Here is a 24,746-nt window from a genome sequence, read left to right on the forward strand (position 1 = left end):
CATGACCTCCTCCGACACCCTCCCGATCCCCCGGCTCGCCTCCGCCGACGACATCCACGAGCACGCCTGGCTCGTGGAGTCGCGTCACCCCACCAGCGAGGGCGTCGTCGTCTACGTCCGGTGCGCGGGCTGCGACTCGCGCCGGGTCGACCTCGCCACGCATACCCCGATGCCGCCGACCGCGCTGAGCCGGGCCGTGGTCACGCCGTCAGCGCGATGAGCTTCCGCACGGTGCGGAGGTTGCGCGCCGTACCGGGAACCCCGAGCGCCCGGTCCAGCACGGCCTTCGTGAGCTTCGTCGTGTGCACCCCGCCGGGGGCGTAGTCGATCCACAGATCGTGTCCGACCAGGGCGAGACGCTCCCCCGGGACGAGGCGCTCGTGCAGCGCCTCGAGGGCGCCCGCGGCGGGAGCGCCCTCGAGGAACATCGCGTGCACGAGCTTCAGCTCCCCCTCCGGGAAGGGCTGGGCCGCTTCAGACTCGGCGAGCTCGGTGTGCGTGCGGTGGATCACCGGAGTGTCGACGCCGAACTCCGCCGCGATGAGCGCACGGACCGACGCGCAGGCAGCCGCGGGTTCCCGCGGCGTCGCGCAGAGGATGTTGCCGCTCGCGATGTAGGTGGAGACGTCCTCCAGGTCGGTCGCGGCGGCGAGCACCTCCCGCAACCGCACCATCGGCACACTGCTGCGTCCGCTGACGTTGACCGCGCGGAGGAGGAGGACGCTGCGGCTCACGCCTCCGAGCTCTCGAGGAGCTCGGCACCGGCATGCGCGAGCTCGGCGAGGGCCGCGGCACTGGGTTCGGGCGCCACTCCGGCGACCAGGTCGGCGAGGACGCGGACGTGGACGCCGTGGGCGATCGCATCGAGTGCGGAGGCACGGACGCAGTGGTCCGTGGCGATGCCGACGACGTCGGCCGTCACGACGCCGGCCGCGCTCAGCACCGCGGCGACCGTCGCCCCGTCGTCGGTCACCCCCTCGAACATCGAGTAGGCCGGACGGCCCTGTCCCTTGCGCACGTGATGGGTGACACCGTCGGTCACGAGCAGCGGGTCGTAGTCGGCTCCGGCCGTGCCAGCGACGCAGTGCACGGGCCAGGAGTCGGTGTAGTCCGGGGTCGTGGAGAAGTGGCCGCCGTTGTCGCCGTCGGGATCGTGCCAGTCCCGGGAGGCCACGACGACCTCGTAGTCGTCGGCGTGGGACGCGAGGTAGGCGGAGACGGCGGCGGCCACCGCGTCACCGCCCGCAACCGCGAGGGCGCCGCCCTCGGTGAAGTCGTTCTGCACGTCGACGATGAGAAGCGCTCTGCTCATGCTCCGAGCGTACGCCCCGCGGCCGGGCCCGGGAACGAGGAAACCCCCGGACCACGAGGGTTCCGGGGGTTTTCCTGAGCCGCTTGTCAGAATCGAACTGACGACCTTTTCATTACGAGTGAAATGCTCTGCCGACTGAGCTAAAGCGGCGTGCGACGCGTGAGCGGCGCGATCACCGATATTACCCTGTCTCGCGCTCGCTCGCGAATCGAGGCTCTCTCACTCGCAGCGCAGGCCGTCTTCCGGCACCACGTCTTCGAGGAGGAACGCCTCCACCGCCTCGTCGACGCAGACGTTGCCCTTGTTGTAGCCGGTGTGGCCCTCACCCACGCGGGTGATGAGGACGCCCTCGGAGAGCTGGTCGGCGAGCGACTCCGACCACTCGTACGGGGTCGCGGGATCGTTGGTCGTACCGACGACGACGATGGGACCCGCACCTTCCGCCGTGATCTTCTCGCGGGTGCCGGTGGGCGGATACGGCCACACCTCGCACGGGTCGGGTCCCGACCAGTACGGAGCGATGGTCGGCGCCCCCTCCGCGATCTTCTTCTCCGTGGCCGCCTCGGCCGCAGGGTCGTCCTCGACCGGGTAGTCCATGCAGTTGTACGCGCGGAAGGCCTCGGTCGAGTTGTCGATGTAGGTGCCGTTCTCCCGGCCGTTGTAGAAGTCGGCGAGGCGGAAGGCCGTCGACGGGTCGCCCTGCAGCGCCTCGTCCAGGGCCTGGGTGAGGATCTCCCAGCTGTCCTCCGAGTACAGCGCCGCGATGATCGCCGTCATCAGGGCGTCGGCGCCCATGAGCCGGCCGTCGCCGTTCTTCAACGGCGCGCGGTCCGCGCTCGCGAGCAGGGCGCCGAGATCGGCCATCGCCTCGTCGACCGTCCCGCTGAAGGGGCAAGAGCCGGAGTCGAGGCAGTTCTGCATGTAGGCCCGCAGGGCCGACTCGAAGCCCAGCGCCTGCGTGGCGCCGACCTCGAGGCCGGGGACGGAGGGATCGATCGCCCCGTCGAGCACGAGCCGCCCGGCCTTCTCCGGGTAGAGCTTGGCGTAGGTCGCCCCGAGGAACGTGCCGTAAGAGTACCCGAGGTAGTTGAGCTCCTTGTCGCCCAGGACGGCGCGGAGGAGGTCCATGTCGCGGGCGGCGTTCACGGTCGTGATGTACGGGAGGATGCCCCCGCTGTTGGCGTCGCACGCCTCTCCGAAGCCGCGGGCGGAATCGAGCAGCTCGGTCTCCCACTCCGGGGTGCCCCGCGGCGCCGAAGGGATGCCGTAGAGGTACTCGTCCATCTCCTTCGCGTCGTAGCAGGTGACGGCGGTGGAGGCGCCGACCCCGCGCGGGTCGAAGCCGATGACGTCGTAGTTCTCGATGAGCGCCGGACCCACCGCGTAGTCGAGGCTTCCCTGGATGAGGTCGACGCCGCTGGAACCGGGGCCACCGGGGTTCGTGAGCAGCGAGCCGATCGCCTCGCCCTCGGCCCGATGCCGCACGACGGCGAGCTCGATCTCTCCCGCTCCCGGGTCTTCCCAGTCGAGCGGCGCGGTGACGGTCGTGCAGTCGAAGCCCGGACCGCACTCGGTCCAGTCCAGCCCCTGGGAGTAGAAGGGAAGCAGATCTTCCGCGACACCCTCGGTGTCCGGGGCCTTCTCCACGGCCGGCTTCGAGGACTGCTCCGGGATCATGGCGTAGAGGCACCCGGAGAGCACGACCGAGGCGGCGGCCAGACCGGCGATGAGCGCCGCGGAGCGACGGAGGCGGGGCAGGGATCGAGTCTTCACGGTTTCCTCCCGCTCGTGACGGTCACGAGCAAACTCTCGAGTGCGAGCAGCGGGGCGACGTTGCGCTCCAGCGCCTCACGGGTCTCGGCCAGGTGGTCGAGCACGACGAGCGTACGCTCGACGCTCCAGGCGGCGGCGAGGGCGGCCAGCTCGGCGTGCAGCTCGCGATTGATGAGATCGTCACCGCGGCCGTACTGCAGCATCACGACATCGCGGAAGAGCGACTGCAGATCCGTGAGGACGCGGTCGATGCCGTCCCGCAGACTCCGCGTCGCCCGCTTCTTCTGTTCGTCCTCCAGCGCGGACACCTGGGCCCGCAGCGCCGGAGGCACGGCCTGCCCCTCGGCGACCCCGACGGTGCGCAGGAGCGCGGCGCGTTCCGCCGCATCCCGCTCGGCCGTAAGTGCCTTGGCGTCTTCCGTCGCCGCCTGGATGATGCGCCCCGCGACCTCGACCGCGTCGTTGACCCCACGCACGCCCATCACGGCGCGGAGCGTCTCGTCGCGGCGTCGCCGGGCGGCGTCGTCGGTGGCGAGTCGCTGGGCCATGCCGATGTGGCGCTGCGCGTGTCGGGCGGCCTGCTCGGCGACGGCCTCGTCCACCCCCGTGCGAAGGCTGATGAGGCGGGACACGTCCGCCACGTCGGGTTCGCGGAGTCGGAGCGACCGCACGCGTGACCGGATGGTCGGGAGGAGGTCGGCCTCACTCGGCGCGCAGAGGATCCATACGGTCTGCTCCGGCGGCTCCTCCAGCGCCTTGAGCAGCACGTTGGACGTGCGCTCGACCATCCGGTCGGCGTCTTCGACGACGATGACCCGGTAGCGACCGGCGGACGGGGCGAAGTAGGAGCGCTCGACGAGGGCCCGTGCTTCGGCGATGGTGATGATCACCTTGTCGGTGCGCAGCGCCGTCACATCGGGGTGGGTGCCGGCGAGGACCTGGCGCATCGTGGCCTCGTCGTCGGGCCCCTCGGCGATGAGCGCTGCGGCGAAGGCATAGGCGAGCGTCGAGCGTCCTGATCCCGGAGGGCCCGTGATCAACCAGGCGTGCGAGAGCGCGGCCGGATCGGCCGAGGCGGCGCGCAACGTCTCGACGGCGGCCTCCTGCCCCCAGACATCGGCCCAGGGAAACGGCGGGGCGAGGGTCGAGGGCATGCACTCAGCCTAATCGGGACCGCCGACGCTCCCACCACCCGCTGACGGGCCGTGCGTCCCGTCGGACGAAGCCCTCTCTGTGGAGGATCAGTCGAAGAGCGCCGAGACGCGGGCGCGGATGCGATCGGCGATGCGCTCGGGCGACGCCGCGGCGTCGATCACGAGGAACCGGGCGGGCTCCGCACGGGCCAGTTCGAGGTAGGCGTCGCGCACACGGGCGTGGAAGGCCTCCTTCTCGGCCTCCAGCCGGTCGAACGGCTTGTCGGCCGAATCGAGGCGCGTGCGCGCGGTGGCCGGATCAAGATCGAGGAGCACGGTGAGATCCGGAAGAGCACCCTCCGCAGCCCACAGTGAGAGGTCGCGGATCTCCGTGGCGTCCAGGACGCGTCCGGCGCCCTGATACGCCACCGAGGAGTCGAGATAGCGGTCCTGCAGCACGATCTCGCCGCGAGCGAGCGCGGGGCGCACCACCGTCGCGACGTGGTGCGCGCGGTCGGCGGCGTAGAGCAGCGCCTCCGCGCGCGGCGCGATGTCACCGCGGTGGTGGAGCACGATGTCTCGGATGAGCTGCCCGACCTCGGAGCCGCCCGGCTCCCGGGTGCGCACGACCGTCCGACCGCTCTGCTCGAGCCACGTGGCGAGGAGGTTCGACTGGGTCGTCTTCCCGGAGCCGTCCCCGCCCTCCAGCGTGATCCAGAGGCCGGGGCCTGCGGTCACGAGTCCGCCTTCTCTGCCGCCTTCGCCGCCGCGTTCGCGGCCCGGGTCGCCGCTGCCTTCTTGGCCGCCGCCGAGCGAGCTGCCGACGTGGTCGACGTCTTCGCCGCCGTGGACTTCTTCGCCGTGGACGCCTTCGCCGGCGTCTTCTTCGCCGGAGCCTTCTTGGCCGGTGCCTTCTTGGCCGGAGCCTTCTTCGCCGCTCCCCGCTTGGGCGACGGACCCTTGGCGCGCTTGTCCGCGAGCATCTGCACGGCGATCTCGAACGTGATGTCGTCCGGGGTCTGTCCGCGCGGGATGGTGACGTTCGTCTCACCGTCGGTGACGTACGGGCCGAAGCGGCCGTCGCGTACACGGATGGGCTTGCCGCTCACCGGGTCGGCGTCGAACTCCGCCAGCGCGCTCGACGCCCGGCGGGCGCCGTACTTGGGCTGCTGGTAGATCTCCAGCGCCTGTTCCAGCGTGACGTCGAAGATCTGCGACTCGCTCTCCAGCGACCGGGAGTCGGCACCCTTCTTCAGGTAGGGACCGAAGCGGCCGTTCTGCGCGGTGATCTCGTCGCCCGACTCCGGGTCGACGCCGACCACGCGCGGCAGGCTCAGCAGCTGCAGCGCGGTGTCGAGGTCGATCGTCTCGACGGACATCGAGCGGAACAGCGAGGCGGTGCGGGGCTTGGGCGCCGCTTCCTTCTTCGCGCCGCGCTTCCCCTTCGCGCTGGGTGCCTGAGCCTGTCGAAGGTCGACGACCTCGCCGGTGGCCTCATCGACGACGGCGTCGTCGGAGACCGGATCGTTCTCCTGCACGTAGGGGCCGAAGCGTCCGTCCTTGACGACGACGACCTTGCCGTTCTCCGGGTTCACCCCGAGGACACGGTCGCCGGCGACCGGCGCGTCGATGAGCTCCTGGGCCTTCTCCGCCGTGAGCTCGTCGGGCGCGAGATCTTCGGGGACGTTGACGATCCGCGGCTTGGCCTCCGGATCCTTCGGGTCCGTCACCTCGAGGTAGGGGCCGTACTTGCCGAAGCGCAGCGTCGCGGTGTCGGTGATCCGCGTCGAATTCAGCGCGCGGGCGTCGATCTCGCCGAGGTTGTCGACGACCTGGCGCAGACCCACGTGCGAGTCGGAGCCGAAGTAGAACGACTTCAGCCACTCGACACGGTTCTGCTCGCCGCGGGCGATGGTGTCGAGGTCGTCCTCGAGCGCTGCAGTGAAGTCGTAGTCGACGAGCTCGGCGAAGTGCTCCTCGAGCAGACGCACCACGCTGAACGCGAGCCACGTCGGCACAAGGGCCTGGCCGCGCTTGACCGCGTACCCGCGATCGAGGATGGTCTCCGGGATCGTGGCGAAGGTCGAGGGACGACCGATGCCCTTCTCCTCGAGCACCTTCACCAGCGAGGCCTCGGTGTAGCGCGGCTTCGGCGTGGTGCGGTGACCCTTCGCCTCCGCGGCGGACACGGCCAGCTCGTCGCCGACGGAGACCGCGGGCAGGGACTGGTTCTCCGCGGCGTCGGCGTCGCTGCGCTTCTCGTCGCGGCCCTCCTCGTACGCCTCGAGGAAGCCCTTGAACGTGTAGACCGTGCCGGAGGCGGTGAACTCCGCCGTCTGGCCGTCCGCCTCGACCGCGATGGTGACGGTCGTCGTCTCGTACTTGGCGTCCGACATCTGGCTCGCGACGGTGCGCTTCCAGATCAGGTCGTACAGCCGCTGCTCCTCGCGGTCGAGCTCGCCGGACAGCGAGGACGGCGTGCGGAAGTTCTCCCCCGACGGGCGGATCGCCTCGTGCGCCTCCTGGGCGTTCTTGCTCTTCGACTTGTAGACGCGCGGCTTGAGCGGCACCGCGTTGTCGCCGTAGAGAGCCACGGCCTGACTCCGGGCCGCCTGCACCGCCTGGGTGCTCAGCGCCGTGGAGTCGGTACGCATATAGGTGATGTACCCCTTCTCGTAGAGGCGCTGGGCGACGCTCATCGCCTGCTTCGCGCTCATCGAGAGCTTGCGGCCCGCCTCCTGCTGCATGGTGGAGGTCGTGAAGGGCGCGTAGGGGCTGCGGGTTCCCGGCTTGGCCTCGACCTTGGTGACGGTTCCCGCCCCGGCGGCGTCGACGGCGCGCGCAAGGGCCGCCGCCTTCGCCTCGTCGAGGACCACGACCGCCTTCTTGAGCTTCCCGGTGTCGTCGAAGTCGGAGCCGCGGGCGAGCTGGCCGCCGTCCACGCGCACCAGGCGGATGCGGAAGGACGTGCCGGTCGCGGCCGCGTCGGCGTCGACGTCCCAGTACTCCGCGGAGACGAAGGCCATGCGCTCGCGCTCGCGGTCGACGATCAGGCGGGTCGCGGCGGACTGCACGCGGCCGGCCGAGATCCCGGTCTTGACCTTGTACCAGAGCACGGGCGAGACGTCCCACCCGTAGAGGCGGTCGAGGATGCGGCGGGTCTCCTGCGCATCGACGAGGGCGTGGTCGAGTTCACGGGTGTTGCCGACAGCGGCCTGGATCGCGTCCTTGGTGATCTCGTGGAAGACCATGCGCTTGACCGGCACCTTGGGCTTGAGCGTCTCCAGCAGGTGCCAGGCGATGGCCTCGCCCTCGCGGTCCTCATCAGTGGCGAGCAGGACCTCATCCGCGTGCTTGAGCGCGCGCTTGAGCTCGGCGACCGTCTTGGTCTTGCGGTCCGACACCACGTAGTAAGGGTCGAAGCCGTTGTCGATGTCGATGGAGTACTTGCCGTACGCCTTCTTGTCCTCGGCCGGGATGTCCTTCTTGTCGGCGAGATCGCGGATGTGGCCGACGGAGCTGAGCACCTCGTAACCGTCGCCGAGGTATCCCTGAATAGACCGCATCTTCGTCGGGGACTCGACGATGACGAGCTTCTTGCCTTCAGCCAAGGGGCGTCCTTTCTTCGAAGCACACCATACACACCGCTATCAGGGGTCGTTCACAGCGGGCGAGGGGTAGAGCCGCCGTCATGGTTCCTCGGGTGGCCCGGCACGAGCGCGGGAGACGGCAGCGAGTCCAGCGTACGCCGCCTCCACCGACACGGTCGCCACATACCCTTCCAGCGAACAGCTCGTCAGGGCCGCCCCGCTCGCCGCGGCGACCCTGGCGGCCAACGCACAGGGCTCGTCCGCCGTCGGCACCGCGCCGCTCGCGGCATCGGCGGCGGCGAGCGCGGCGGCGTCGGCCGCGCCCGCCGCACGCTGTGCCGTGACCGCCGCACCGCCCACCGCCGCGAGACCGACGGACAGCGTGGCGCTCACCACGAGGAGCGCGGCCGCGAGCGCCGACCCCGCCATCAGCGGCCCCCGTCCAGGGCACAGCTCGAGGCGCGCAGCGGGACGCTGATGACCGCTCCGAGCGACACCCGGAGCGTCGCCGTGGCGCACACGAGATCGCCGGCAGGGGCGAACGCGGTACCGGCGCCCGGGATCGCCTCGTGGATGACCCGGGCAGCCGCCGCCGCGTCCTCACCACGACCGAGCAGTCGGGCGGCGTCGGCGGCAGCATCCTGCAGCGCGACCTGCCGCGACGCCGCCAGGAGAGCGCCCGCCCCCAGCAGCAGCACCAGCACGATGGCGGGCAGCGCCAGGGCGAGCTCCGCCGCGACGGCACCGCGGTCGCCCCGCCACCATGCCGGGGCCGCGGTCGCGCGAGCGTCGTGTCCGCCGTGCGTCATGACACGGTCAGGGCTCGACGGACGAGACCGGTGAGGATGCCCCGCACCTCGTCCGAGCGCATGATCGCCACGAGCAGACCGGCGAAGGCGACCGCGGCCATGGTGGTGATGGCGTATTCGGCGGTCGCCGCGCCGGTGTCGTCTCCGAAGAGCGCCCTGGCGCGGCGCCGGTCCAGGGTGGGGAGTGTGTCGTTCATCTTCGTACCTCTTTCTTTGTCGGTGATCACGGAAGGGTCAGGTCGGCAGCGGCGTGGAGGCGAGCACACTGAGCAGGAGGGGCGCCACACCGAGCAGGAGGAACGCCGGCAGCGTGCAGACGCCGAGCGGAAGCAGCAGGCGCGTGGAGAGACGCGCGGCGCGGAGACGCCCGTGCACCCTGGCGCGATGCCGGTCCTGCGCCGCCGCCGCGCGCAGCAGCTCAACGGCGGGGACGCCGGCCGCGCGGGAGAGCTCGAGCACCTGGCCGACGCGGTCGCGTTCGGCGGGGTCGACGACGCCGGTCTCGGTGACGAGCGCGACGGCGCGGTCGATCGGTGCGCCGCCGGCGAGCGCCACCGCGACGAGTTCCGCGGCCATGCCCGGCGTGCCCGGCGCTGGGCGTGCTTGGCGCAGCAGCCGCCCTGTCCAGAGCCGAGCGGCCGCGACCAGCAGCAGCCCCGCGACGACGCACACACCCCCGAGGGGGTTGCCGATGATCGCGCCCAGGGTGTCGAATCCCAGCGCGACGCCGAGCAGCAGACCGGCCAGCGGCATCCACAGCAGCAGTCGCGCCGTCCCCGCAGGCTCGGCGAGAGCCACTCGGACATCGTCGGCCGCCGACGCGGCATCGCGCAGCGCCTCGGCGATGGTGCGGAGCACGTCGGCCAGCGGTGCCCCCACCGTCGTGGCGACCTCCCACGCCGCCGCCAGCTCCGTCCACATGCCACCCTGCGCCTCGATCGCGGACACCAGCGGCATGCCCTCGCGCGTTCGTTCGAGCACCGCCGTCGCGGCGGGGTCCCCCGTGCCCGCGAGGTGCCGCCAGGCGACGAGGGGGATCGCCCCGGCCTGCAGGAGCACGGCGAGCGTCTGGACGGAATCCGCGACGTGCGGACCGGGATCCGACGCCGGACGCGCCGCCCGGCGCGTCACCACGGCTCGACCTCCTCGATCGTCAGGCGGTCGCCCGCGAGCGCGAGACGGCCGGCCTTCGCGATGCGTCGGATGCCATCCCGAGCCCGCTCCAGGTGCAACACGATGGTGAAGGCACTCACCGCCTGACGCGCGAGCGCTACCGCGTCCATGCCGGCGAGCGCTCCCAGGGCCTCCAACCGCGCGGGGACGTCGGCCAGACCGCTGGCGTGCAGAGTGCCGGCGCCGCCGTCGTGCCCGGTGTTGAGCGCGGTGAGCAGCTCCCGCACCTCCACTCCTCGGCATTCGCCCACCACGAGGCGGTCGGGCCGCATGCGCAGGGACTCCCGCACCAGCCGCGCCAGATCGATCTCACCGGCGCCTTCGAGGTTGGCCTGCCGGGCCTCCAGAGCGACATGGTGCGGATGCCGGGGCCGCAGCTCCGCGACGTCTTCGATGGTGACAATGCGCTCCTCGGGCGGGACCTCCGACAGCAGGGCCGACAGCAGCGTCGTCTTGCCGGAGCCCGTGCCCCCGGTGAGGAGGAGGTTCGCCCGGTCGCGGACCAGCGCGCCGAGCCATCGCCGCTGGCGCGGATCGAACGCTCCGCGCGCCGCGAGCGCATCGAGGTCGGCGGCATGCACGCGAGGGACGCGGATCGACAGGGCTGTGCCTCGCGCCGACACCGGAGCCAGCGCGGCGTGCACCCGGACCCCGGACCCGAGGCGGACGTCGACGCACGGCGTCTGATCGTCGAGGTGTCGCCCGCCGATCGCGACGAGCGCCACGGCGAGCTCCCGGACCTCCCGCTCCGTCGCCCGCCACTCCGGCACACGTACCGCGCCCCTCCCCCTGTCCACGAACAGCGCGTCCGCGCCGTTCAGGAACACGTCCGTGACCTCGTCGTCGATGAACGGCGCGAGCGGGGCGAAAGCCGGCTCACCCCGGAGAGCCTCCTGCGGCGAGCGTGGCGTCGCGCGCGTCTCGGACGAGCGCGGCTGGATGACGAATCGGTCAGGCATACGGCGACGGTAGGCCGCAGGCCGCCCACCTGGACCGCGCGGTGCCCGGGCTCCCGCGGCGCGTGTGCACAAGCCGGCGCCGTCTCCCGCAGTGGAGGAGCCGATCGCGAAGCGAGCGCGAATCGGGAGCGCTCCCATGAGAAAGGGCGGCACCTCACGGGGGGAATGAGGTGCCGCCCACGGCGGCTCTCGATCGGGGGAATCGGGCACGCCAAGGCCGGAATGAGATTTCGGCTGTCGTCGAGTGTACGCAAGGCGACCGTCCTGACAAAACCCACCCGACTACTGACTTTCGGCAGTATTCGACGGTGGGGGCCGGGGATAGATTCACCCTGACCTGGTCGCACTCCCCCTGCGGCCATGCCTGCACGACCCGAACGCCGCAAAGGAGCGCCTGCCGATGAGCAGTCAGATCGATCACCTTCTCGACGAGACCCGGCGCTTCGCGCCGTCGGAGGAGTTCGCCGCCCAATCCGTCGCCTCGAAAGAGCTCTACGAGCGCGCCGCCGCGGATCGCGAGGGCTTCTGGGCCGATCAGTCGCGCGAGCTCGTGCACTGGCACAAGCCCTTCACCCAGGTCCTCGACTGGAGCAACCCGCCCTTCGCCAAGTGGTTCGACGACGGCGAGCTCAACGTGGCCTACAACTGCCTCGACCGGCACGTCGAGGCCGGCAACGGAGACCGCGTGGCGCTCTTCTGGGAGGGCGAGCCCGGCGACAGCCGCCGCATCACCTACGCCGAGCTGACGGACGAGGTCAAGCGCGTCGCGAACGTGCTCGAGGGTCTCGGCATCGGGCAGGGCGACCGCGTCGCGATCTATCTGCCGATGATCCCCGAGGCGATCGCCGCGATGCTCGCCGTGGCGCGCGTGGGCGCCATCCACTCGGTCGTCTTCGGCGGGTTCAGCGCGGACAGCCTGCGCTCCCGGATCGACGACGCCGGCGCCAAGCTCGTCATCACCGCGGACGGCGGGTACCGCAAGGGCCGCGTCTCCGCGCTGAAGCCGGCGGTGGACCAGGCGCTGGCCGACCGCGGCGAGGGCGAGCAGCAGACCGTCGAGCACGTGCTCGTGGTCAAGCGCGGCGAGAACGAGGTGGAGTGGACGGAAGGCCGCGACCTCTGGTGGCACGACGTCGTCCCCGCGGCCTCGGCCGACCACACGGCGCAGGCGTTCCCCGCCGAGAACCCCCTCTTCATCCTGTACACCTCGGGCACGACGGGGAAGCCGAAGGGCATCCTGCACACCTCCGGCGGCTACCTCACCCAGGCGGCGTACTCGCACAAGAACGTCTTCGACCTGAAGCCGGAGACCGACGTCTACTGGTGCACCGCCGACATCGGCTGGATCACCGGACACAGCTACGTCACCTATGGTCCGCTCGCGAACGGCGCGACCCAGGTGCTCTACGAAGGCACGCCCGACACCCCGCACCCCGGCCGCTGGTGGGAGCTCATCGAGAAGTACAAGGTCTCGATCTTCTACACGGCCCCGACCGCGATCCGCTCGTTCATGAAGATCGGTCGCAGCGTCCCGCAGAAGTTCGACCTGTCCTCGCTGCGCGTGCTCGGCTCAGTGGGCGAGCCCATCAACCCCGAGGCCTGGATGTGGTACCGCGAGGTCATCGGCGCCGGCACGACCCCGATCGTCGACACGTGGTGGCAGACCGAGACCGGCGCGATCATGGTGTCGGCGCTCCCCGGCATCACCGCGACGAAGCCCGGCTCCGCCCAGGTGCCGCTGCCCGGCATCTCGATCGACGTGGTGGACGAGCAGGGCGTCGAGGTCGGCAACGGCAACGGCGGGCTCCTCGTCATCACCGAACCGTGGCCGAGCATGCTGCGCGGCATCTGGGGCGACCCGGAGCGCTTCCGCGAGACCTACTGGGAGAAGTTCGAGAAGCAGGGCTACTACTTCGCCGGCGATGGCGCACGGCTCGACGAGGACGGCGACCTCTGGCTGCTCGGACGCGTCGACGACGTGATGAACGTCTCGGGTCACCGCCTGTCGACCGCGGAGATCGAGTCCTCCCTCGTCGCGCACGAGGCCACCGCGGAGGCCGCCGTCGTCGGCGCCTCGGACGAGACCACGGGTCAGGCGGTCGTGGCGTTCGTGATCATCAAGGAGAGCTACCTCTCCGCGCACGATCCGGCGGGACTCGCCCAGCAGCTGCGGCTCTGGGTCGGCGAGCAGATCGGCGCGATCGCCCGTCCGCGTGACGTCTACATCGTCGGCGAGCTGCCGAAGACCCGCTCCGGGAAGATCATGCGGCGCCTGCTCCGCGACGTGGCAGAGGGTCGCGAGGTCGGCGACACGACGACGCTCGCGGACACCGCCGTGATGAGCATCATCTCCGCCCAGGTCAAGTAACGCGAGACCCCGGGTTCACGTCGAGACCCCCTGTTGCAGACGTCTGCAGCAGGGGGTCTCGACGTGTGCCCGGGGTCTCGGCGTGCCGGGCGCGGGAACTATGCGAGGCGGAACGTGACCTCGACCTCGACGGGGCTGCCGAGCGGGAGCTCGGCGACGCCGACGGCGGCACGCGCGTGCCGGCCCTCCTCGCCGAAGATCTCGCCGAGCACCTCACTCGCGCCGTTGATGACGCCGGGCTGTCCGGTGAAGCCCTCCGCCGAGCCGACGAACCCGCCGACCCGGACGACGCCCGCGATGCGGTCCACGCCGCCCGCGACGTCGGCCGCGGCGGCCAGCGCGTTCAGAGCGCACGTCCGCGCGTACGCCTTCGCGTCCTCGGCGGACACCTCCGCGCCGACCTTGCCGGTCGCGGGGAGGGCGCCGTCGACGAACGGGAGCTGGCCCGACGTGTAGACGAGGCCGCCGTGCACGACGGCCGGCACGTAGGCGGCGACCGGAGCGGCGACGGCGGGCAGCTCGATGCCGAGCTCGGAGAGGCGGGCGGCGATGCTCATGCCTGGCCTCCCTCGAACTGGCGCGAGGCCTCGGCGGCGGCGGCGAGACCGGCGTTGGTCGAGCCGTCCGTGGTCACGGGGCGCTTGAAGTAGGCGACCAGACCGCCTTCGGGGCCCTGCACCACCTGGACGAGCTCCCAGCCCTGCTTGCCCCAGTTGTTGAGGATGGCCGCGGTGTTGTGGATCAGCAGCGGCGTGGTGAGGTACTCCCACGTGGTCATGGCACTCCTGTCGATCAGGGCGCGTCCAGGGCAGACCGGGCCGCGCTCGTCAAAGCCGGTATTCAGGGAACTCCCCTACGATCAAGCGTATGCCCCAAAAGAACCGCACGGTGAAGGGCGTGCTCGGCGGTCTCGTCGGGCTCGTCGGACTGAGCGCCATCGCCGGTCTGCTGGTCACCGCCAGCGTCACCCCCGTCCTCGCGATGACCGGCGTCGCCGGCACCACGGCGCTGACCATCTTCGATGAGCTGCCCGAGGTGCTGAAGGTCGACACTCCCATGGAGCAGTCGACCATCTACGCCACGAACCCCGAGGGCAAGCCGGTCGTGCTGGCGTCGTTCTACGAGCAGAACCGCGTCCCGGTGAAGTACGAGGAAGTCTCGCCGGTCCTCTACGACGCGATCCTCTCGAGTGAGGACAAGAACTTCTACACCCACGGCGGGGTCAACCTCGGCGCGACGGTGAAGGCCCTCGTCGACAACGTGCGCGGCACCTCGAGCCGTGGCGCCTCGACCATCAGCCAGCAGTTCGTGAAGAACGTCCGCATCCAGCAGTGCGAGCAGAACGTCAGCACCGCCTCCGAGACCTATGCGGACGAGCTGCAGCAGTGCTGGCAGGACGCCACCAACGCGTCGGGCGTCGACGGCATCGAGCGCAAGCTCCAGGAGATGCGCTACGCCATCCAGATCGAGAAGGACTACTCGAAGAACGAGATCCTCCTCGGCTACCTGAACATCGCGAACTTCGGCGGCACGGTCTACGGCATCGAGGCCGCGTCGCGCTACTACTTCTCCACGTCCGCCAGCAAGCTCAGCGTCGCCCAGGCCGCGACCCTCGCCGGCATCGTGCAGAACCCGAACACCTACCGGATCGACAAGCCGGAGGGCACGTACACGACCAAGGACGGCGTCGCCCACAACTCCGCGGAGGACGGCTACAAGGACGCCAAGGACCGTCGTGACTACGTCCTCGGGCGCATGCTCGCCGACAAGAAGATCACCCAGGCCCAGTACGACGAGGCGATGGCCTCGGCGATCGAGCCGGCGATCACCGTTCCCGTCCAGGGCTGTGCGGCGGCCGGGCGCAACGCCTACTTCTGCCAGTACGTGAAGTCGATCATCGAGAACGACGAGGCCTTCGGCGAGGACATCCAGGACCGTCGGGATCTGCTCCGCCGCGGTGGCCTGAAGATCTACACGTCGCTCGACTTCCGGGTGCAGGACCCGGCCGCCGAGGAGATGGCCAACGTCGTCCCGGCCAACTTCGACAACAAGTACTTCGGCGCCGCGGGTGTCTCCATCGAGGTCGGCACCGGTCGCATCCTCTCGATCACCCAGAACACGATGTTCTCGGAGACGCCGACCACCGATCAGGCGTACTCCTCCCTCGTGTTCGCCGGTGACCAGAAGTACGGCAAGTCCGGCGGCTTCCAGGTGGGATCGACGTACAAGCTGTTCACCCTCATCGACTGGCTCGAGAAGGGGCACTCCGTCCGGGAGAACCTGAACGGCACCGTGCAGACCAATCTGCGGATCCCCGTCTGCGGCAGCCCGCAGGCGACGAACACGGCGGAGATCGGCAACTTCGGCCGCAGCCGCGGCTACCCCGGCACCCCGATGACCTTCACGGCCCAGTCGCTCAACAGTGGCTACTTCGCCATGGCGGCCAAGCTCGACGTCTGCGACATCAACAAGGTCGCCGACAAGATGGGCGTCACGCTGGCCAACGGCAACAAGGTCACCGAGGAGAACGTGCCGTACGACGTGCTCGGCCCGAAGAACATCTCCCCCATCGCGATGGCCAACGCGTACGCCACCGTCGCGAGCGGCGGCACGTACTGCACGCCGCGCGCGATCGACAAGGTGATCGACGCGGAGGGCAAGGAGCGCGAGCTTCCCAAGGCCTCGTGCACCGAGGGCGTGCTCGCCCCGGAGGTCGCCGCGACCGCCGCCTACGCGCTCCAGGGCGTCATGGCCGGCGGAGGCACCGGTGCCAGGGCCAACCCGTTCGACGGCACGCCGCTGATCGGCAAGACCGGTACCCACGACCTCTGGTCGACGATGATGATCGAGTCGAGCACCAAGGTCGCGACCGCGGTCTGGGCCGGCCGGTCGAACGGCAACCACGACAACGTCTTCAACGTCTGGACCGGCAGCCACCTCCTCAACGAGGTGCGCTATCCGCTGGCGAGGGCGGCTCAGCACGCGGCCAACATGGTCTACGGCGGCGACGCCTTCCCGCAGCCCGACGGCAACCTCATCCGGCAGATCCGGGTGGACGTGCCCGATGTGGTCGGACAGACGGTGGAGGAGGCGACGGCCACCCTCGAGCGTGCCGGGTTCACCGTCTCCGTGGGCGACCCCGTCGACAGCGACAAGGCGACCAACATCGTCGTCGCGCAGGATCCCAGTGGTCAGGCTCCGTCGGGCGCCACCATCACGATCTCGCCGAGCAACGGCGACGGAGCGACCGTCCCCGACGTTACCGGCCAGTCTCCGACCGCCGCGAACGCCGCGCTGATCGCGGCCGGCTTCACGTCGGTCGAACGCGCCGGATCGTGCAACGCGGACGATGCCAAGGTGACCTCGACGGACCCGGCCGCGAACACCGCGGCCACGAAGTCCACGCCGATCAGGGTGACGTGCAAGTAGGCGCGCCCCGCGCGGCACACCCGGCCCTCATCGCGCTCAGCGCGGTGGGGGCCGTCGGTGCGGCCGCCGCGGTGTGGGGCATCGGGATCGAGCGCTACCTGTTCACCGTGCGGGAGGTGACGGCGGAGGCCCTTCCCGCCGGCGCGGAGCCGCTGCGCATCCTGCACCTGTCCGATGCGCACATGGCGCCCTGGCAGCGTCGGAAGCAGGACTGGCTCGCCTCGCTCGCCGAGCTTCAGCCCGACCTCATCGTCAACACCGGCGACAACCTCGGTCACGAGGACGGACTGCAGGGAATCCGCCGCGCCTTCGCTTCCCTCGCCGGCATCCCCGGTGTGTTCGTGCACGGGTCGAACGACGTCAACGTCCCCACGCCGCGAAATCCGCTGCGCTACTTCGCGGGCCCGTCTCAGAAGATCCGACAGCCGGCGCTGCTCGACACCGCCGCGATGGACGACTACTTCACAGACGAGCTCGGCTGGGCCGATCTGAACAACGCCGCCGCACGGCTGACCGTCCGCGGAGCGCCCGTCTACCTGTTCGGCGTGAACGACGCGCATCGCGACTGGGATCGTCTGGACCTGCTCCCCGACGCCCTGGCCGGCCTCGGTACCCGCCCGGACGGTGCTCCCGTGCTGGGGGTGACGCACGCCCCCTATCAGCGGGTGCTCAACGGCTTCGTCGACCTCGGCGCGGACGCGATCCTCGGCGGACACACGCACGGGGGCCAGGTGTGCCTCCCCGGGTATGGCGCGCTCGTCGCCAACTGCGACATCCCCCTCAAGCAGGCCAAGGGGCTGAGCACCTGGACGCACGACGGGCGTTCGGCGCCGCTGAACGTGAGCGCCGGCTGCGGACACTCGATCTACGCCCCCGTGCGCTTCGCGTGCCGCCCCGAGGCGACGCTGCTCACCCTGACCCCGCGCGCCTGAGCCCGTCCAACACGGGCGCGGATCCCCGCGCCGACGGCTCCCGCACGGCGCGCCACGCGGATGTGCGCGCTCGATTCGGTGCTGGAGGCATTTCGCTGTAGACTCGGAGGGTTGCAAAACGGGGTGTGGCGCAGCTTGGTAGCGCGCTTCGTTCGGGACGAAGAGGTCGCAGGTTCAAATCCTGTCACCCCGACCAGTGACACGAGAAGGCCGCCCGCAGGGGCGGCCTTCTCTGTATCGGGATGTCGTGCGAGAGGGGAACGCATGGGGAGGCTTCTGCCGCCGCCGCGTCGTTCGACGCGCGTCTGGGCGCTCGCTCTCGGGCTGCCGTTCCTCGCCGGCATCGCGTTCCTCACGCTCACGCCCGCGCGAGTGGAGCAGACGATGCCCTCCGTGGTGGACCTCGCCCTCGGCGCACTCCACCGCGTCGGCTGGACGGGCCTCGACTTCACGCGCCTCGAGATCCTCGCGAACGTCATCGTCTTCGTCCCCGTCGGCATCCTCGCGTTCCTGCTCCTTCCCCGTCGGCTCTGGCCGCTGTCGCTGCTCGTGGGCCCGACCCTCTCGCTTGTGATCGAGACGGCGCAGTACCTGGCACTCCCCCACCGCGCCGCGACCGTGAGCGACGTGCTGGCCAACTCCACCGGGGCGACGATCGGCATCGTCATCGCGGTGTCCTGCACGCTGCTCGCCACCACACCCTCCTCCCGGCCGCGAACACCTACAGTGGAGGCATCATGACATCGCCCTCTCTCGTCGCCTTCGACCTCGATGACACGCTCGCGCCGTCCAAGGGCACGATCGACCCGCGGATCGCGGCGCTCCTGAACGAGCTGCTCCGGTCCGTCGACGTCGCCATCATCTCCGGGGGCAACGAGGCGCAGTTCCGCACGCAGGTCGTCGCGCAGCTCGCGGACGCCGACCCGGAGGCGCTCGCCCGCCTGCACCTGCTTCCGACGTGCGGCACGCGATACCTGCGGCATGACGGCAGCGACTTCGTTGCGGTGTACGCCCACGACCTGAGCGACGAGGAGAAGTCCGCCGCCCTGACCGCGCTGCGCGAGGAGGCGGAGCGCCTCGGGCTCTGGGAGACCGAGCCCTGGGGCGAGATCCTCGAGGACCGCGGCTCGCAGATCACGTTCTCGGCCCTCGGTCAGCAAGCACCGCGTGACGCGAAGCACGCCTGGGATCCGACCGGCGCGAAGCGCGGGGCCCTACGCGATGCCGTCGCCGCGCGGCTTCCTAGCCTCGAGGTGCGCTCCGGCGGCTCGACCTCCATCGACATCACCCGCGCCGGCATCGACAAGGCGTTCGGCATGCGACAGCTCGCCACGCACACCGGGATCGAGCTCACGGCGATGCTGTTCTACGGCGACCGTCTCGACGAGGGCGGCAACGACTACCCCGTCCTCGCGCTGGGCGTGCCGTCGGTGGCCGTCGAGGGCTGGGAGGACACGGCGGCCCGCCTCGAGGCTCTCCTGCCGACCCTCTCCACCCGGGTCTGACGCGCACGTTCGCACGACGTCGACCCGCCTGCACGACGGGACGAGCGAATCCGTCGTGCAGGCGTGGTCTGGTCGTGCAGGTGGGTCAGTGCACCTCGACGCCGGCCGCGCGAGAGACGGGCACCAGACGGGTGAGCTGGGTCACGTGTCCGGGCTCGAGCTCCGCGAGGGAGGCCACGCCCAGCAGCCGCATCGTGCGCTCGATCTCGCCGCGCAGGATGGCGATGGTGCGGTCGACGCCCTGACGACCTCCCGCCATCAGGCCGTAGAGGTACGCACGGCCGATCAGCGTGAAGTCGGCGCCGAGGGCGACGGATGCCACGATGTCGGCGCCGTTCATGATGCCGGTGTCGATCATGACCGTGAAGTCGTCGCCGACCGCACGACGGACCTCGGGCAGGAGGTGGAACGGGATCGGGGCGCGGTCGAGCTGGCGCCCGCCGTGGTTCGACAGCACGATGCCGTCGACGCCCGCGTCCCGCAGGCGCACGGAGTCCTCGATGTTCTGCACGCCCTTGATGACGATCTTGCCGGGCCAGATGTCGCGGATGACGGCGAGGTCGTCGTAGCTGATCGTCGGGTCCATCGCCGCGTCGAGGAGCTCGCCCACGGTGCCGCCGGTCGTGCTCAGCGACGCGAACTCCAGCTTCGGGGTGGTCAGGAAGTCGAACCACCACCAGGGCCGCGGGATGGCGTTGATGATCGTGCCGAGGGTGAGCTGCGGCGGGATGCTGAAGCCGTTGCGCTTGTCGCGGAGACGGGCACCGGCGACCGGGGTGTCGACGGTGAACTGCAGGGTGTCGAAGCCGGCGGCGGCGGCGCGGCGGGCGAGCTCGTACGAGATCTCGCGGTCGCGCATGACGTAAAGCTGGAACCAGTTCCGTCCGGGCACGGGGCCCTGCGGCTCCCGGACCGTCGCCGCCTTGACGTCCTCGATCGAGGTGGTCCCGAGGGTGGACAGCGTGAACGGGATGCCCGCAGCGGCCGCGGCTCCGGCACCCGCGACCTCGCCCTCGGTCTGCATGAGCCGGGTGAAGCCGGTCGGCGCGATGCCGAACGGGAGCGCGGACGGACCGCCGAGGATCTCGACGGCCGTGTCGACGTCCGGCGCCGGCTTGAGGATGCCGGGGTGGAACTCCACGTCCTGGAACGCCTGACGGGCGCGGCTCAGCGAGAGCTCGCCCTCGGCCGCGCCGTCCGTGTAGTCGAAGGCGGCCTTCGGTGTGCGGCGCTTGGCGATCGTGCGCAGATCGTCGATGGTGAGCGCGGCGTCGAGACGGCGCTTGCGCCCGTCGAGCTCGGGCTTCTTGAACTTCATGAGCTCCAACAGCTCGGCGGGGTTGGGGAGCTGGCGCTGGACCATGTTCTGCCTCTCAGTTCTGCGGGGTGATGGCGCGGGTGAGGCCCGCGGCGGTGTAGTAGCCGGTGATGTGGGCGCGGACCAGGCGCCGGGCGGTGTCGACCTCGCCCGCGTCGATCGCCGCGACCAGTGCACGGTGCTCGGACCGCAGGCGGTCGGCCATGCGGTCCCAGTCGTCGACGGTCGCCGCGCCCGCGAGCACGTACGACTCGATGGCGGAGCGGAGGCCCGCCATCATCGCCGCGATGACGGTGTTGCCGCTGCCCTCGGCGAGGGAGAGGTGCAGCTGCGCGTCGAGGGCCAGGAACTCGGCCGGAGTGAGGGCGCCGTCGTCCATGGCCGTGAGCAGCTCGTGCGCCCGGACGGTGTCCCGGTGGGCGGCCGATGCCATGGCGTCGACGACCGCGTCCTCGAGCACGAGTCGCGTGCGGACGACGTCGTCGAGCGGGAAGCCCTGCGCGGCCACCTGGAGCCGCAGGAGCGCGGACATCCCGCCGGTGGGGGTGGCGATGACGATGGCGCCCGCTTGGGGACCCGAGCCGGTGGCGGTGCGGATGAGCCCGAGCACCTCGAGCACCCGGAACGCCTCCCGTACGCTCGATCGCCCGACGCCGAGGTCGCTCGCGAGGTCCCGTTCGGACGGCAGTCGGTCCCCCGGCCCGAGACGACCGTCGAGCAGGTCACGCTCGATGTGCTCGAGCACGAGTCGCCATGCACGCGCCGGCTGCTCCGTCATCCCGCCTCCTGTGGTCAGACCACAGGTTAGCGGGTGTGGTCAGACCACGCAATGCGGTGATGCGGCGCGCGCGAGCCACCCCTCTTCGTGCGTCCCGGCCCGGTGCGTACGCACGCAGAGGGGTGGGGCGACCGGAAGGGGGTGGGTCGACGGGTCAGCCCAGACGGCCGCCGGACTCCTCCAGATAGCAGGTGCCGCACAGCGACTCGTAGGTCGTGAGCTCGGGCGAGGCGGAACCGTCGGCGCCCTCGTCGATCGCGACCTGGTCGCCGTCGAACACGAAGCGTCCGCCGACCACGCGGCCGTTGAACACCGCCTTGCGCCCGCAGCGGCAGATCGTCTTGAGCTCCTCCAGGGAGTGCGCGATGGCGAGGAGCCGGGCGGAGCCGGGGAACGCGTGGGTGCGGAAGTCGTTGCGGATGCCGTAGGCCATCACCGGGATGCCGTCCTCCACCGCGATGCGGAACAGGTCGTCGATCTGTGTCGGCGTGAGGAACTGCGCCTCGTCGATGAGGAGACAGGCCACGTCGATCGGGCCGGTCGGGAGGAGCTCCTCCTCCGTGGACCGCTGCATCCGCTCGCGGTGGACCCCGAAGAGCGCGCGCACGTCATCGTCCGGACCGACGAGGAAGTCGACCGGCCGCGTGACGCCGAGGCGACTCTCGATCTGCCCCGCGCCCTTGGTGTCGATCGCGGGCTTGGCGAGGAGCACGTGCTGGCCGCGCTCCTCGTAGTTGTAGGCGACCTGCAGCAGAGCGGTCGACTTGCCCGAGTTCATCGCGCCGTAGCGGAAGTAGAGCTTCGCCACGGGCCCAGGTCAGACGTTGATGCCGAGGAAGGCGGCAGTCGCGGCGGTCGACTCCTCCGCGAGCTCCGCGTCGCCGTTGAGCTTCCGGCCGAAGGTGGGGATGAGCTCGCGCAGCTGCGACTCCCAGCCCGGGTACTCGCCGGGGAAGCACTTCTTCAGCAGGTCGAGCATGATCGGCACGGCGGTCGAAGCCCCGGGCGATGCACCGAGGAGACCGGCGATCGAGCCGTCGCCCGAGGCGACCACCTCGGTGCCGAACTGCAGCACGCCGCCCTTCTTCGGGTCCTTCTTCATGACCTGGGCGCGCTGACCGGCGTCGATGAGCGTCCAGTCCTCGTCCTTGGCCGTCGGCATGAACGTGCGGAGGCTGTCGACCTTCTTGCGGTGGTTCTTCATCAGCTCGCTGATGAGGTATGTGATGAGGTCGGGGTTGGCGAAGGCGACCCGCAGCATCGGCCAGAGGTTGTGCGGCCGGACCTGCGTGACGATGTCGAGCATCGAGCCGTTCTTGAGGAACTTCGGGCTGAACGTCGCGAACGGCCCGAACATCAGCGACGCCTCACCGTCGACGACACGCGTGTCGAGGTGCGGGACCGACATCGGCGGCGCGCCGACCGAGGCCTGCGAATAGACCTTGGCCTTGTGCTGCGCGACGATCTTCGGGTTCGTCGTCTTGAGGAACTGGCCGCCGATCGGGAAGACGCCATAGCCCTTGATCTCAGGGATGCCGGAATTCTGCAGGAGCTTCAGCGCCCAGCCCCCGGCCCCGACGAACACGAACTTCGCCTTGATCTCGTTCGGGGTGCGGCCGACCGTCGTGCGGTACTTGATGAGCCAGGTGCCGTCCTTCTGACGCTTGAGCGACTTGACCTCGTGGTTCGTGCGCACGGCGACGCCCGAGTCACGCAGGTGATCGAAGAGCTGATGCGTGAGCGCGCCGAAGTCGACGTCGGTGCCGGCGGGCACCCGGGTGGCCGCGAACGGCTCGCCCTTCCGCCGCTTCTGCATGAGCAGCGGCGCCCACTGGTTGATGACGCGGGAGTCTTCGCTGTACTCGATGCCGGCGAACAGCGGCTGCTCCTTGAGCACCTCATAGCGCTTCTTGAGGTAGGCCACGTCCTTCTCACCCCGCACGAACGTCATGTGCGGCGTCGCGTTGATGAAGGTCGACGGCTCGTCCAGCACGCCCTTCTCGACGAGGGAGGACCAGAACTGGCGGCTCTGCTGGAACTGCTCGTTGATCGAGATCGCCTTGGCGGGGTCGAGCGGAGCGTCGCCCTGCTGCGGCATGTAGTTCAGCTCGCACAGGGCGGCATGTCCGGTCCCGGCGTTGTTCCAGGGGTTCGAGCTCTCCTGCGCCACGTCCGACAGCCGCTCGAAGGCGACGATCTTCCAGTCCGGCTGCAGCTCGTGCAGCAGGGTACCCAGGGTGGCGCTCATGATGCCACCGCCGATCAGGACGACATCGACGTTTTCAGTCACCCGAACAGTCTAGTTCGCGGGCAGGACCCCGCCGACCATCGGGCGGTCAGGACACCGGGGCGAGGCGCTCGGCGAGCACTTCGGCGATCTGCACCGCGTTCAACGCCGCCCCCTTGCGGAGGTTGTCGTTGCTGATGAAGAGCACGAGACCCTTGCCCTCCGGAGCCGACTGGTCGGCACGGATGCGGCCCACGAAGCTCGGGTCCTTGCCCGCGGCCTGCAGCGGGGTCGGCACCTCGTCGAGCACGACGCCGGCCGCCGCCCTCAGCACCTCCGTGGCGCGCTCGGGCGTCAGGTCGCGGGAGAACTCGGCGTGGATCGACAGCGAGTGGCCCGTGAACACCGGCACGCGGACGCAGGTACCGGCGACGCGGAGGTCGGGCAGCTCGAGGATCTTCCGGCTCTCGTTGCGGAGCTTCTTCTCCTCGTCGGTCTCGTTGTCGCCATCGTCCACGAGGTTCCCCGCGAACGGGATCACGTCGAAGGCGATCGGCGCGACGTACTTCTCCGGCTCGGGGAAGTCGACCGCGGAGCCGTCGTGCACGAGGCGGAGGGTGTCGCCCTGCGCGAGCACGCCCTCGACCTGGCCGAGCAGCTCCTGGGCGCCGGCGAGTCCGGAGCCGGACACCGCCTGGTAGGTCGACACGATCAGGCGCTCGAGGCCGGCCTCGGCGTCGAGGGCCTTCAGCACCGGCATCGCCGCCATCGTGGTGCAGTTCGGGTTCGCGATGATGCCCTTGGGCCGGTCGTCGATCGCGTGCGGGTTGACCTCGCTGACGACGAGGGGGACCTCGGGGTCCATGCGCCAGGCGCTGGAGTTGTCGACGACCACGGCGCCGGCCTCGGCGAAGCGGGGGGCGTAGGCGCGGCTCGCAGTGGCACCGGCGGAGAACAGCGCGATGTCGATCCCGGACGGGTCGGCGGCCTCGACGTCCTCGACGATGACCGTCTGTCCGCCGAACTCGATCGCCGTGCCCGCGGAACGCGCCGACGAGAACAGCCGCAGCTCGCGGATCGGGAACGAACGCTCCGCGAGAATCTCGCGCATCACGGTGCCCACCTGGCCGGTGGCGCCGACGATGGCGACGGAGAGTCCTGATTCGGAGATGCGGGTCATGATGTTCCTTGGCTTCGTGCGGTACGGCGTACGAGGCTTCGGGCGCGGCGTCGGGATGCTGATGCTGCGCCTGGCGCCGGTGTCAGGGTTTCCGCGAGTCTATCGCGCCACGACCACCCCGAAGCCCGTCCGTTTCACAAGCGCAGGCGCGCCCGGTACATCAGGCGAACGCGGGACAACAGGCACGCGCGGACAGGGCCGCCTGAGTTAGCGCGAACGCCTGAGCTGACGCGGGCCCGGGAGAACAGGCAGTCCCGCGA

24 protein-coding genes and 2 tRNA genes are annotated in these 24,746 nt (G+C 70.4%); 7 read left to right on the forward strand and 19 right to left on the reverse strand.

Annotated elements, in window-relative coordinates; genetic code table 11:
• Position 1: 1 nt before the first annotated feature.
• Positions 2–220 (forward strand): hypothetical protein, encoded by a 219-nt coding sequence (locus tag IZR02_RS12420; RefSeq protein ID WP_025104281.1) that lies wholly within the window; start codon positions 2–4, stop codon positions 218–220.
• Here the strand turns inward: IZR02_RS12420 and IZR02_RS12425 are convergent.
• The 12 genes from IZR02_RS12425 to IZR02_RS12480 form a co-directional block, all read right to left on the reverse strand.
• Entirely contained in the window at positions 201–734 is a 534-nt protein-coding gene (locus IZR02_RS12425) for a DUF1697 domain-containing protein (RefSeq protein WP_025104280.1), read from the reverse strand. The two genes, IZR02_RS12420 and IZR02_RS12425, sit on opposite strands and share 20 nt — an antisense overlap.
• A complete protein-coding gene (locus IZR02_RS12430; RefSeq protein WP_025104279.1) occupies positions 731–1,312 on the reverse strand; it encodes an isochorismatase family protein in 582 nt (193 codons plus the stop codon). The genes IZR02_RS12425 and IZR02_RS12430 overlap by 4 nt, the downstream gene beginning before the upstream one ends.
• A 77-nt stretch (positions 1,313–1,389) precedes the next feature.
• Positions 1,390–1,462 (reverse strand) — tRNA-Thr (locus IZR02_RS12435).
• A gap of 69 nt (positions 1,463–1,531) precedes the next feature.
• A complete protein-coding gene (locus IZR02_RS12440; protein WP_025104278.1) occupies positions 1,532–3,085 on the reverse strand; it encodes an alpha/beta hydrolase in 1,554 nt (517 codons plus the stop codon).
• Positions 3,082–4,239: a DNA polymerase III subunit delta' gene (locus IZR02_RS12445; protein WP_025104277.1), complete on the reverse strand. Its 1,158-nt coding sequence runs from the start codon at positions 4,237–4,239 to the stop codon at positions 3,082–3,084. The genes IZR02_RS12440 and IZR02_RS12445 overlap by 4 nt, the downstream gene beginning before the upstream one ends.
• A gap of 87 nt (positions 4,240–4,326) precedes the next feature.
• A complete protein-coding gene (gene tmk / locus IZR02_RS12450) occupies positions 4,327–4,956 on the reverse strand; it encodes a dTMP kinase (RefSeq protein ID WP_025104276.1) in 630 nt (209 codons plus the stop codon).
• The gene (topA, locus tag IZR02_RS12455; RefSeq protein ID WP_025104275.1) at positions 4,953–7,829 is read right to left on the reverse strand and encodes a type I DNA topoisomerase; all 2,877 of its coding nucleotides are present in this window, start codon (positions 7,827–7,829) and stop codon (positions 4,953–4,955) included. The genes tmk and topA overlap by 4 nt, the downstream gene beginning before the upstream one ends.
• Before the next feature lie 78 nt (positions 7,830–7,907).
• Entirely contained in the window at positions 7,908–8,237 is a 330-nt protein-coding gene (locus IZR02_RS12460; protein WP_025104274.1) for an Rv3654c family TadE-like protein, read from the reverse strand.
• On the reverse strand, positions 8,237–8,617 hold the full coding sequence (locus IZR02_RS12465; protein WP_025104273.1) for a TadE family type IV pilus minor pilin: 381 nt from the start codon (positions 8,615–8,617) through the stop codon (positions 8,237–8,239). Before IZR02_RS12465 ends, IZR02_RS12460 begins: the two co-directional genes overlap by 1 nt.
• Positions 8,614–8,814 (reverse strand): DUF4244 domain-containing protein, encoded by a 201-nt coding sequence (locus tag IZR02_RS12470; protein WP_025104272.1) that lies wholly within the window; start codon positions 8,812–8,814, stop codon positions 8,614–8,616. The genes IZR02_RS12465 and IZR02_RS12470 overlap by 4 nt, the downstream gene beginning before the upstream one ends.
• Positions 8,815–8,851: 37 nt before the next feature.
• Positions 8,852–9,751 carry a type II secretion system F family protein gene (locus tag IZR02_RS12475; RefSeq protein WP_025104271.1) on the reverse strand — a complete coding sequence of 300 codons (900 nt, stop codon included), beginning with the start codon at positions 9,749–9,751 and terminating at the stop codon, positions 8,852–8,854.
• Entirely contained in the window at positions 9,745–10,749 is a 1,005-nt protein-coding gene (locus IZR02_RS12480) for a TadA family conjugal transfer-associated ATPase (protein ID WP_025104270.1), read from the reverse strand. Before IZR02_RS12480 ends, IZR02_RS12475 begins: the two co-directional genes overlap by 7 nt.
• Before the next feature lie 400 nt (positions 10,750–11,149).
• On the opposite strand from IZR02_RS12480, the gene acs reads away from it, so the two are divergent.
• Entirely contained in the window at positions 11,150–13,117 is a 1,968-nt protein-coding gene (gene acs, locus IZR02_RS12485; protein WP_025104269.1) for an acetate--CoA ligase, read from the forward strand.
• Between the two features lie 98 nt (positions 13,118–13,215).
• Here acs and IZR02_RS12490 read toward each other — a convergent pair whose 3' ends face one another.
• Positions 13,216–13,674: a RidA family protein gene (locus IZR02_RS12490; RefSeq protein ID WP_025104268.1), complete on the reverse strand. Its 459-nt coding sequence runs from the start codon at positions 13,672–13,674 to the stop codon at positions 13,216–13,218.
• Positions 13,671–13,895, reverse strand: a complete 225-nt coding sequence (locus IZR02_RS12495; RefSeq protein WP_025104267.1) for a hypothetical protein — start codon at positions 13,893–13,895, stop codon at positions 13,671–13,673. The genes IZR02_RS12490 and IZR02_RS12495 overlap by 4 nt, the downstream gene beginning before the upstream one ends.
• Before the next feature lie 89 nt (positions 13,896–13,984).
• On the opposite strand from IZR02_RS12495, the gene IZR02_RS12500 reads away from it, so the two are divergent.
• The 5 genes from IZR02_RS12500 to IZR02_RS12520 all read left to right on the forward strand — a co-directional run bounded on the left by IZR02_RS12500 (position 13,985) and on the right by IZR02_RS12520 (position 18,983).
• Positions 13,985–16,546, forward strand: a complete 2,562-nt coding sequence (locus IZR02_RS12500) for a transglycosylase domain-containing protein (RefSeq protein ID WP_025104266.1) — start codon at positions 13,985–13,987, stop codon at positions 16,544–16,546.
• Positions 16,537–17,478, forward strand: coding sequence for a metallophosphoesterase (locus tag IZR02_RS12505; protein ID WP_025104265.1), 942 nt, complete (start codon positions 16,537–16,539; stop codon positions 17,476–17,478). Before IZR02_RS12500 ends, IZR02_RS12505 begins: the two co-directional genes overlap by 10 nt.
• A gap of 119 nt (positions 17,479–17,597) precedes the next feature.
• Positions 17,598–17,674, forward strand: a tRNA-Pro gene (locus tag IZR02_RS12510).
• Positions 17,675–17,742: 68 nt separating this feature from the next.
• The gene (locus IZR02_RS12515; protein WP_025104264.1) at positions 17,743–18,219 is read left to right on the forward strand and encodes a VanZ family protein; all 477 of its coding nucleotides are present in this window, start codon (positions 17,743–17,745) and stop codon (positions 18,217–18,219) included.
• On the forward strand, positions 18,216–18,983 hold the full coding sequence (locus tag IZR02_RS12520) for an HAD-IIB family hydrolase (protein WP_025104263.1): 768 nt from the start codon (positions 18,216–18,218) through the stop codon (positions 18,981–18,983). Before IZR02_RS12515 ends, IZR02_RS12520 begins: the two co-directional genes overlap by 4 nt.
• A gap of 85 nt (positions 18,984–19,068) precedes the next feature.
• Here IZR02_RS12520 and IZR02_RS12525 read toward each other — a convergent pair whose 3' ends face one another.
• The 5 genes from IZR02_RS12525 to IZR02_RS12545 all read right to left on the reverse strand — a co-directional run bounded on the left by IZR02_RS12525 (position 19,069) and on the right by IZR02_RS12545 (position 24,486).
• Entirely contained in the window at positions 19,069–20,346 is a 1,278-nt protein-coding gene (locus IZR02_RS12525; protein ID WP_025104262.1) for an alpha-hydroxy acid oxidase, read from the reverse strand.
• 10 nt (positions 20,347–20,356) lie between these two features.
• On the reverse strand, positions 20,357–21,079 hold the full coding sequence (locus tag IZR02_RS12530; protein ID WP_025104261.1) for a FadR/GntR family transcriptional regulator: 723 nt from the start codon (positions 21,077–21,079) through the stop codon (positions 20,357–20,359).
• Between the two features lie 154 nt (positions 21,080–21,233).
• Positions 21,234–21,887, reverse strand: a complete 654-nt coding sequence (locus IZR02_RS12535; RefSeq protein ID WP_025104260.1) for a thymidine kinase — start codon at positions 21,885–21,887, stop codon at positions 21,234–21,236.
• A gap of 9 nt (positions 21,888–21,896) precedes the next feature.
• Positions 21,897–23,369 (reverse strand): malate:quinone oxidoreductase, encoded by a 1,473-nt coding sequence (locus IZR02_RS12540; RefSeq protein WP_025104259.1) that lies wholly within the window; start codon positions 23,367–23,369, stop codon positions 21,897–21,899.
• A 46-nt stretch (positions 23,370–23,415) separates the two neighbouring features.
• The gene (locus IZR02_RS12545) at positions 23,416–24,486 is read right to left on the reverse strand and encodes an aspartate-semialdehyde dehydrogenase (protein WP_025104258.1); all 1,071 of its coding nucleotides are present in this window, start codon (positions 24,484–24,486) and stop codon (positions 23,416–23,418) included.
• Positions 24,487–24,746 lie beyond the last annotated feature (260 nt).

Origin of the sequence: Microbacterium paraoxydans, assembly GCF_019056515.1 — a bacterium.
Taxonomy (GTDB): Bacteria; Actinomycetota; Actinomycetes; order Actinomycetales; family Microbacteriaceae; genus Microbacterium.

Excerpts from the sequence above, each read along its gene's own strand:
- IZR02_RS12430 (WP_025104279.1), bottom strand. The coding sequence starts at position 1,312 with ATGAGCAGAGCGCTTCTCATCGTCGACGTGCAGAACGACTTCACCGAG.
- IZR02_RS12530 (WP_025104261.1), bottom strand. The coding sequence starts at position 21,079 with ATGACGGAGCAGCCGGCGCGTGCATGGCGACTCGTGCTCGAGCACATC.
- IZR02_RS12445 (WP_025104277.1), bottom strand. The coding sequence starts at position 4,239 with ATGCCCTCGACCCTCGCCCCGCCGTTTCCCTGGGCCGATGTCTGGGGG.
- IZR02_RS12465 (WP_025104273.1), bottom strand. The coding sequence starts at position 8,617 with ATGACGCACGGCGGACACGACGCTCGCGCGACCGCGGCCCCGGCATGG.
- IZR02_RS12470 (WP_025104272.1), bottom strand. The coding sequence starts at position 8,814 with ATGAACGACACACTCCCCACCCTGGACCGGCGCCGCGCCAGGGCGCTC.
- IZR02_RS12515 (WP_025104264.1), top strand. The coding sequence starts at position 17,743 with ATGGGGAGGCTTCTGCCGCCGCCGCGTCGTTCGACGCGCGTCTGGGCG.
- IZR02_RS12500 (WP_025104266.1), top strand. The coding sequence starts at position 13,985 with ATGCCCCAAAAGAACCGCACGGTGAAGGGCGTGCTCGGCGGTCTCGTC.
- IZR02_RS12420 (WP_025104281.1), top strand. The coding sequence starts at position 2 with ATGACCTCCTCCGACACCCTCCCGATCCCCCGGCTCGCCTCCGCCGAC.
- IZR02_RS12520 (WP_025104263.1), top strand. The coding sequence starts at position 18,216 with ATGACATCGCCCTCTCTCGTCGCCTTCGACCTCGATGACACGCTCGCG.
- IZR02_RS12490 (WP_025104268.1), bottom strand. The coding sequence starts at position 13,674 with ATGAGCATCGCCGCCCGCCTCTCCGAGCTCGGCATCGAGCTGCCCGCC.
- IZR02_RS12495 (WP_025104267.1), bottom strand. The coding sequence starts at position 13,895 with ATGACCACGTGGGAGTACCTCACCACGCCGCTGCTGATCCACAACACC.
- IZR02_RS12545 (WP_025104258.1), bottom strand. The coding sequence starts at position 24,486 with ATGACCCGCATCTCCGAATCAGGACTCTCCGTCGCCATCGTCGGCGCC.
- acs (WP_025104269.1), top strand. The coding sequence starts at position 11,150 with ATGAGCAGTCAGATCGATCACCTTCTCGACGAGACCCGGCGCTTCGCG.
- IZR02_RS12525 (WP_025104262.1), bottom strand. The coding sequence starts at position 20,346 with ATGGTCCAGCGCCAGCTCCCCAACCCCGCCGAGCTGTTGGAGCTCATG.
- IZR02_RS12480 (WP_025104270.1), bottom strand. The coding sequence starts at position 10,749 with ATGCCTGACCGATTCGTCATCCAGCCGCGCTCGTCCGAGACGCGCGCG.
- IZR02_RS12460 (WP_025104274.1), bottom strand. The coding sequence starts at position 8,237 with ATGGCGGGGTCGGCGCTCGCGGCCGCGCTCCTCGTGGTGAGCGCCACG.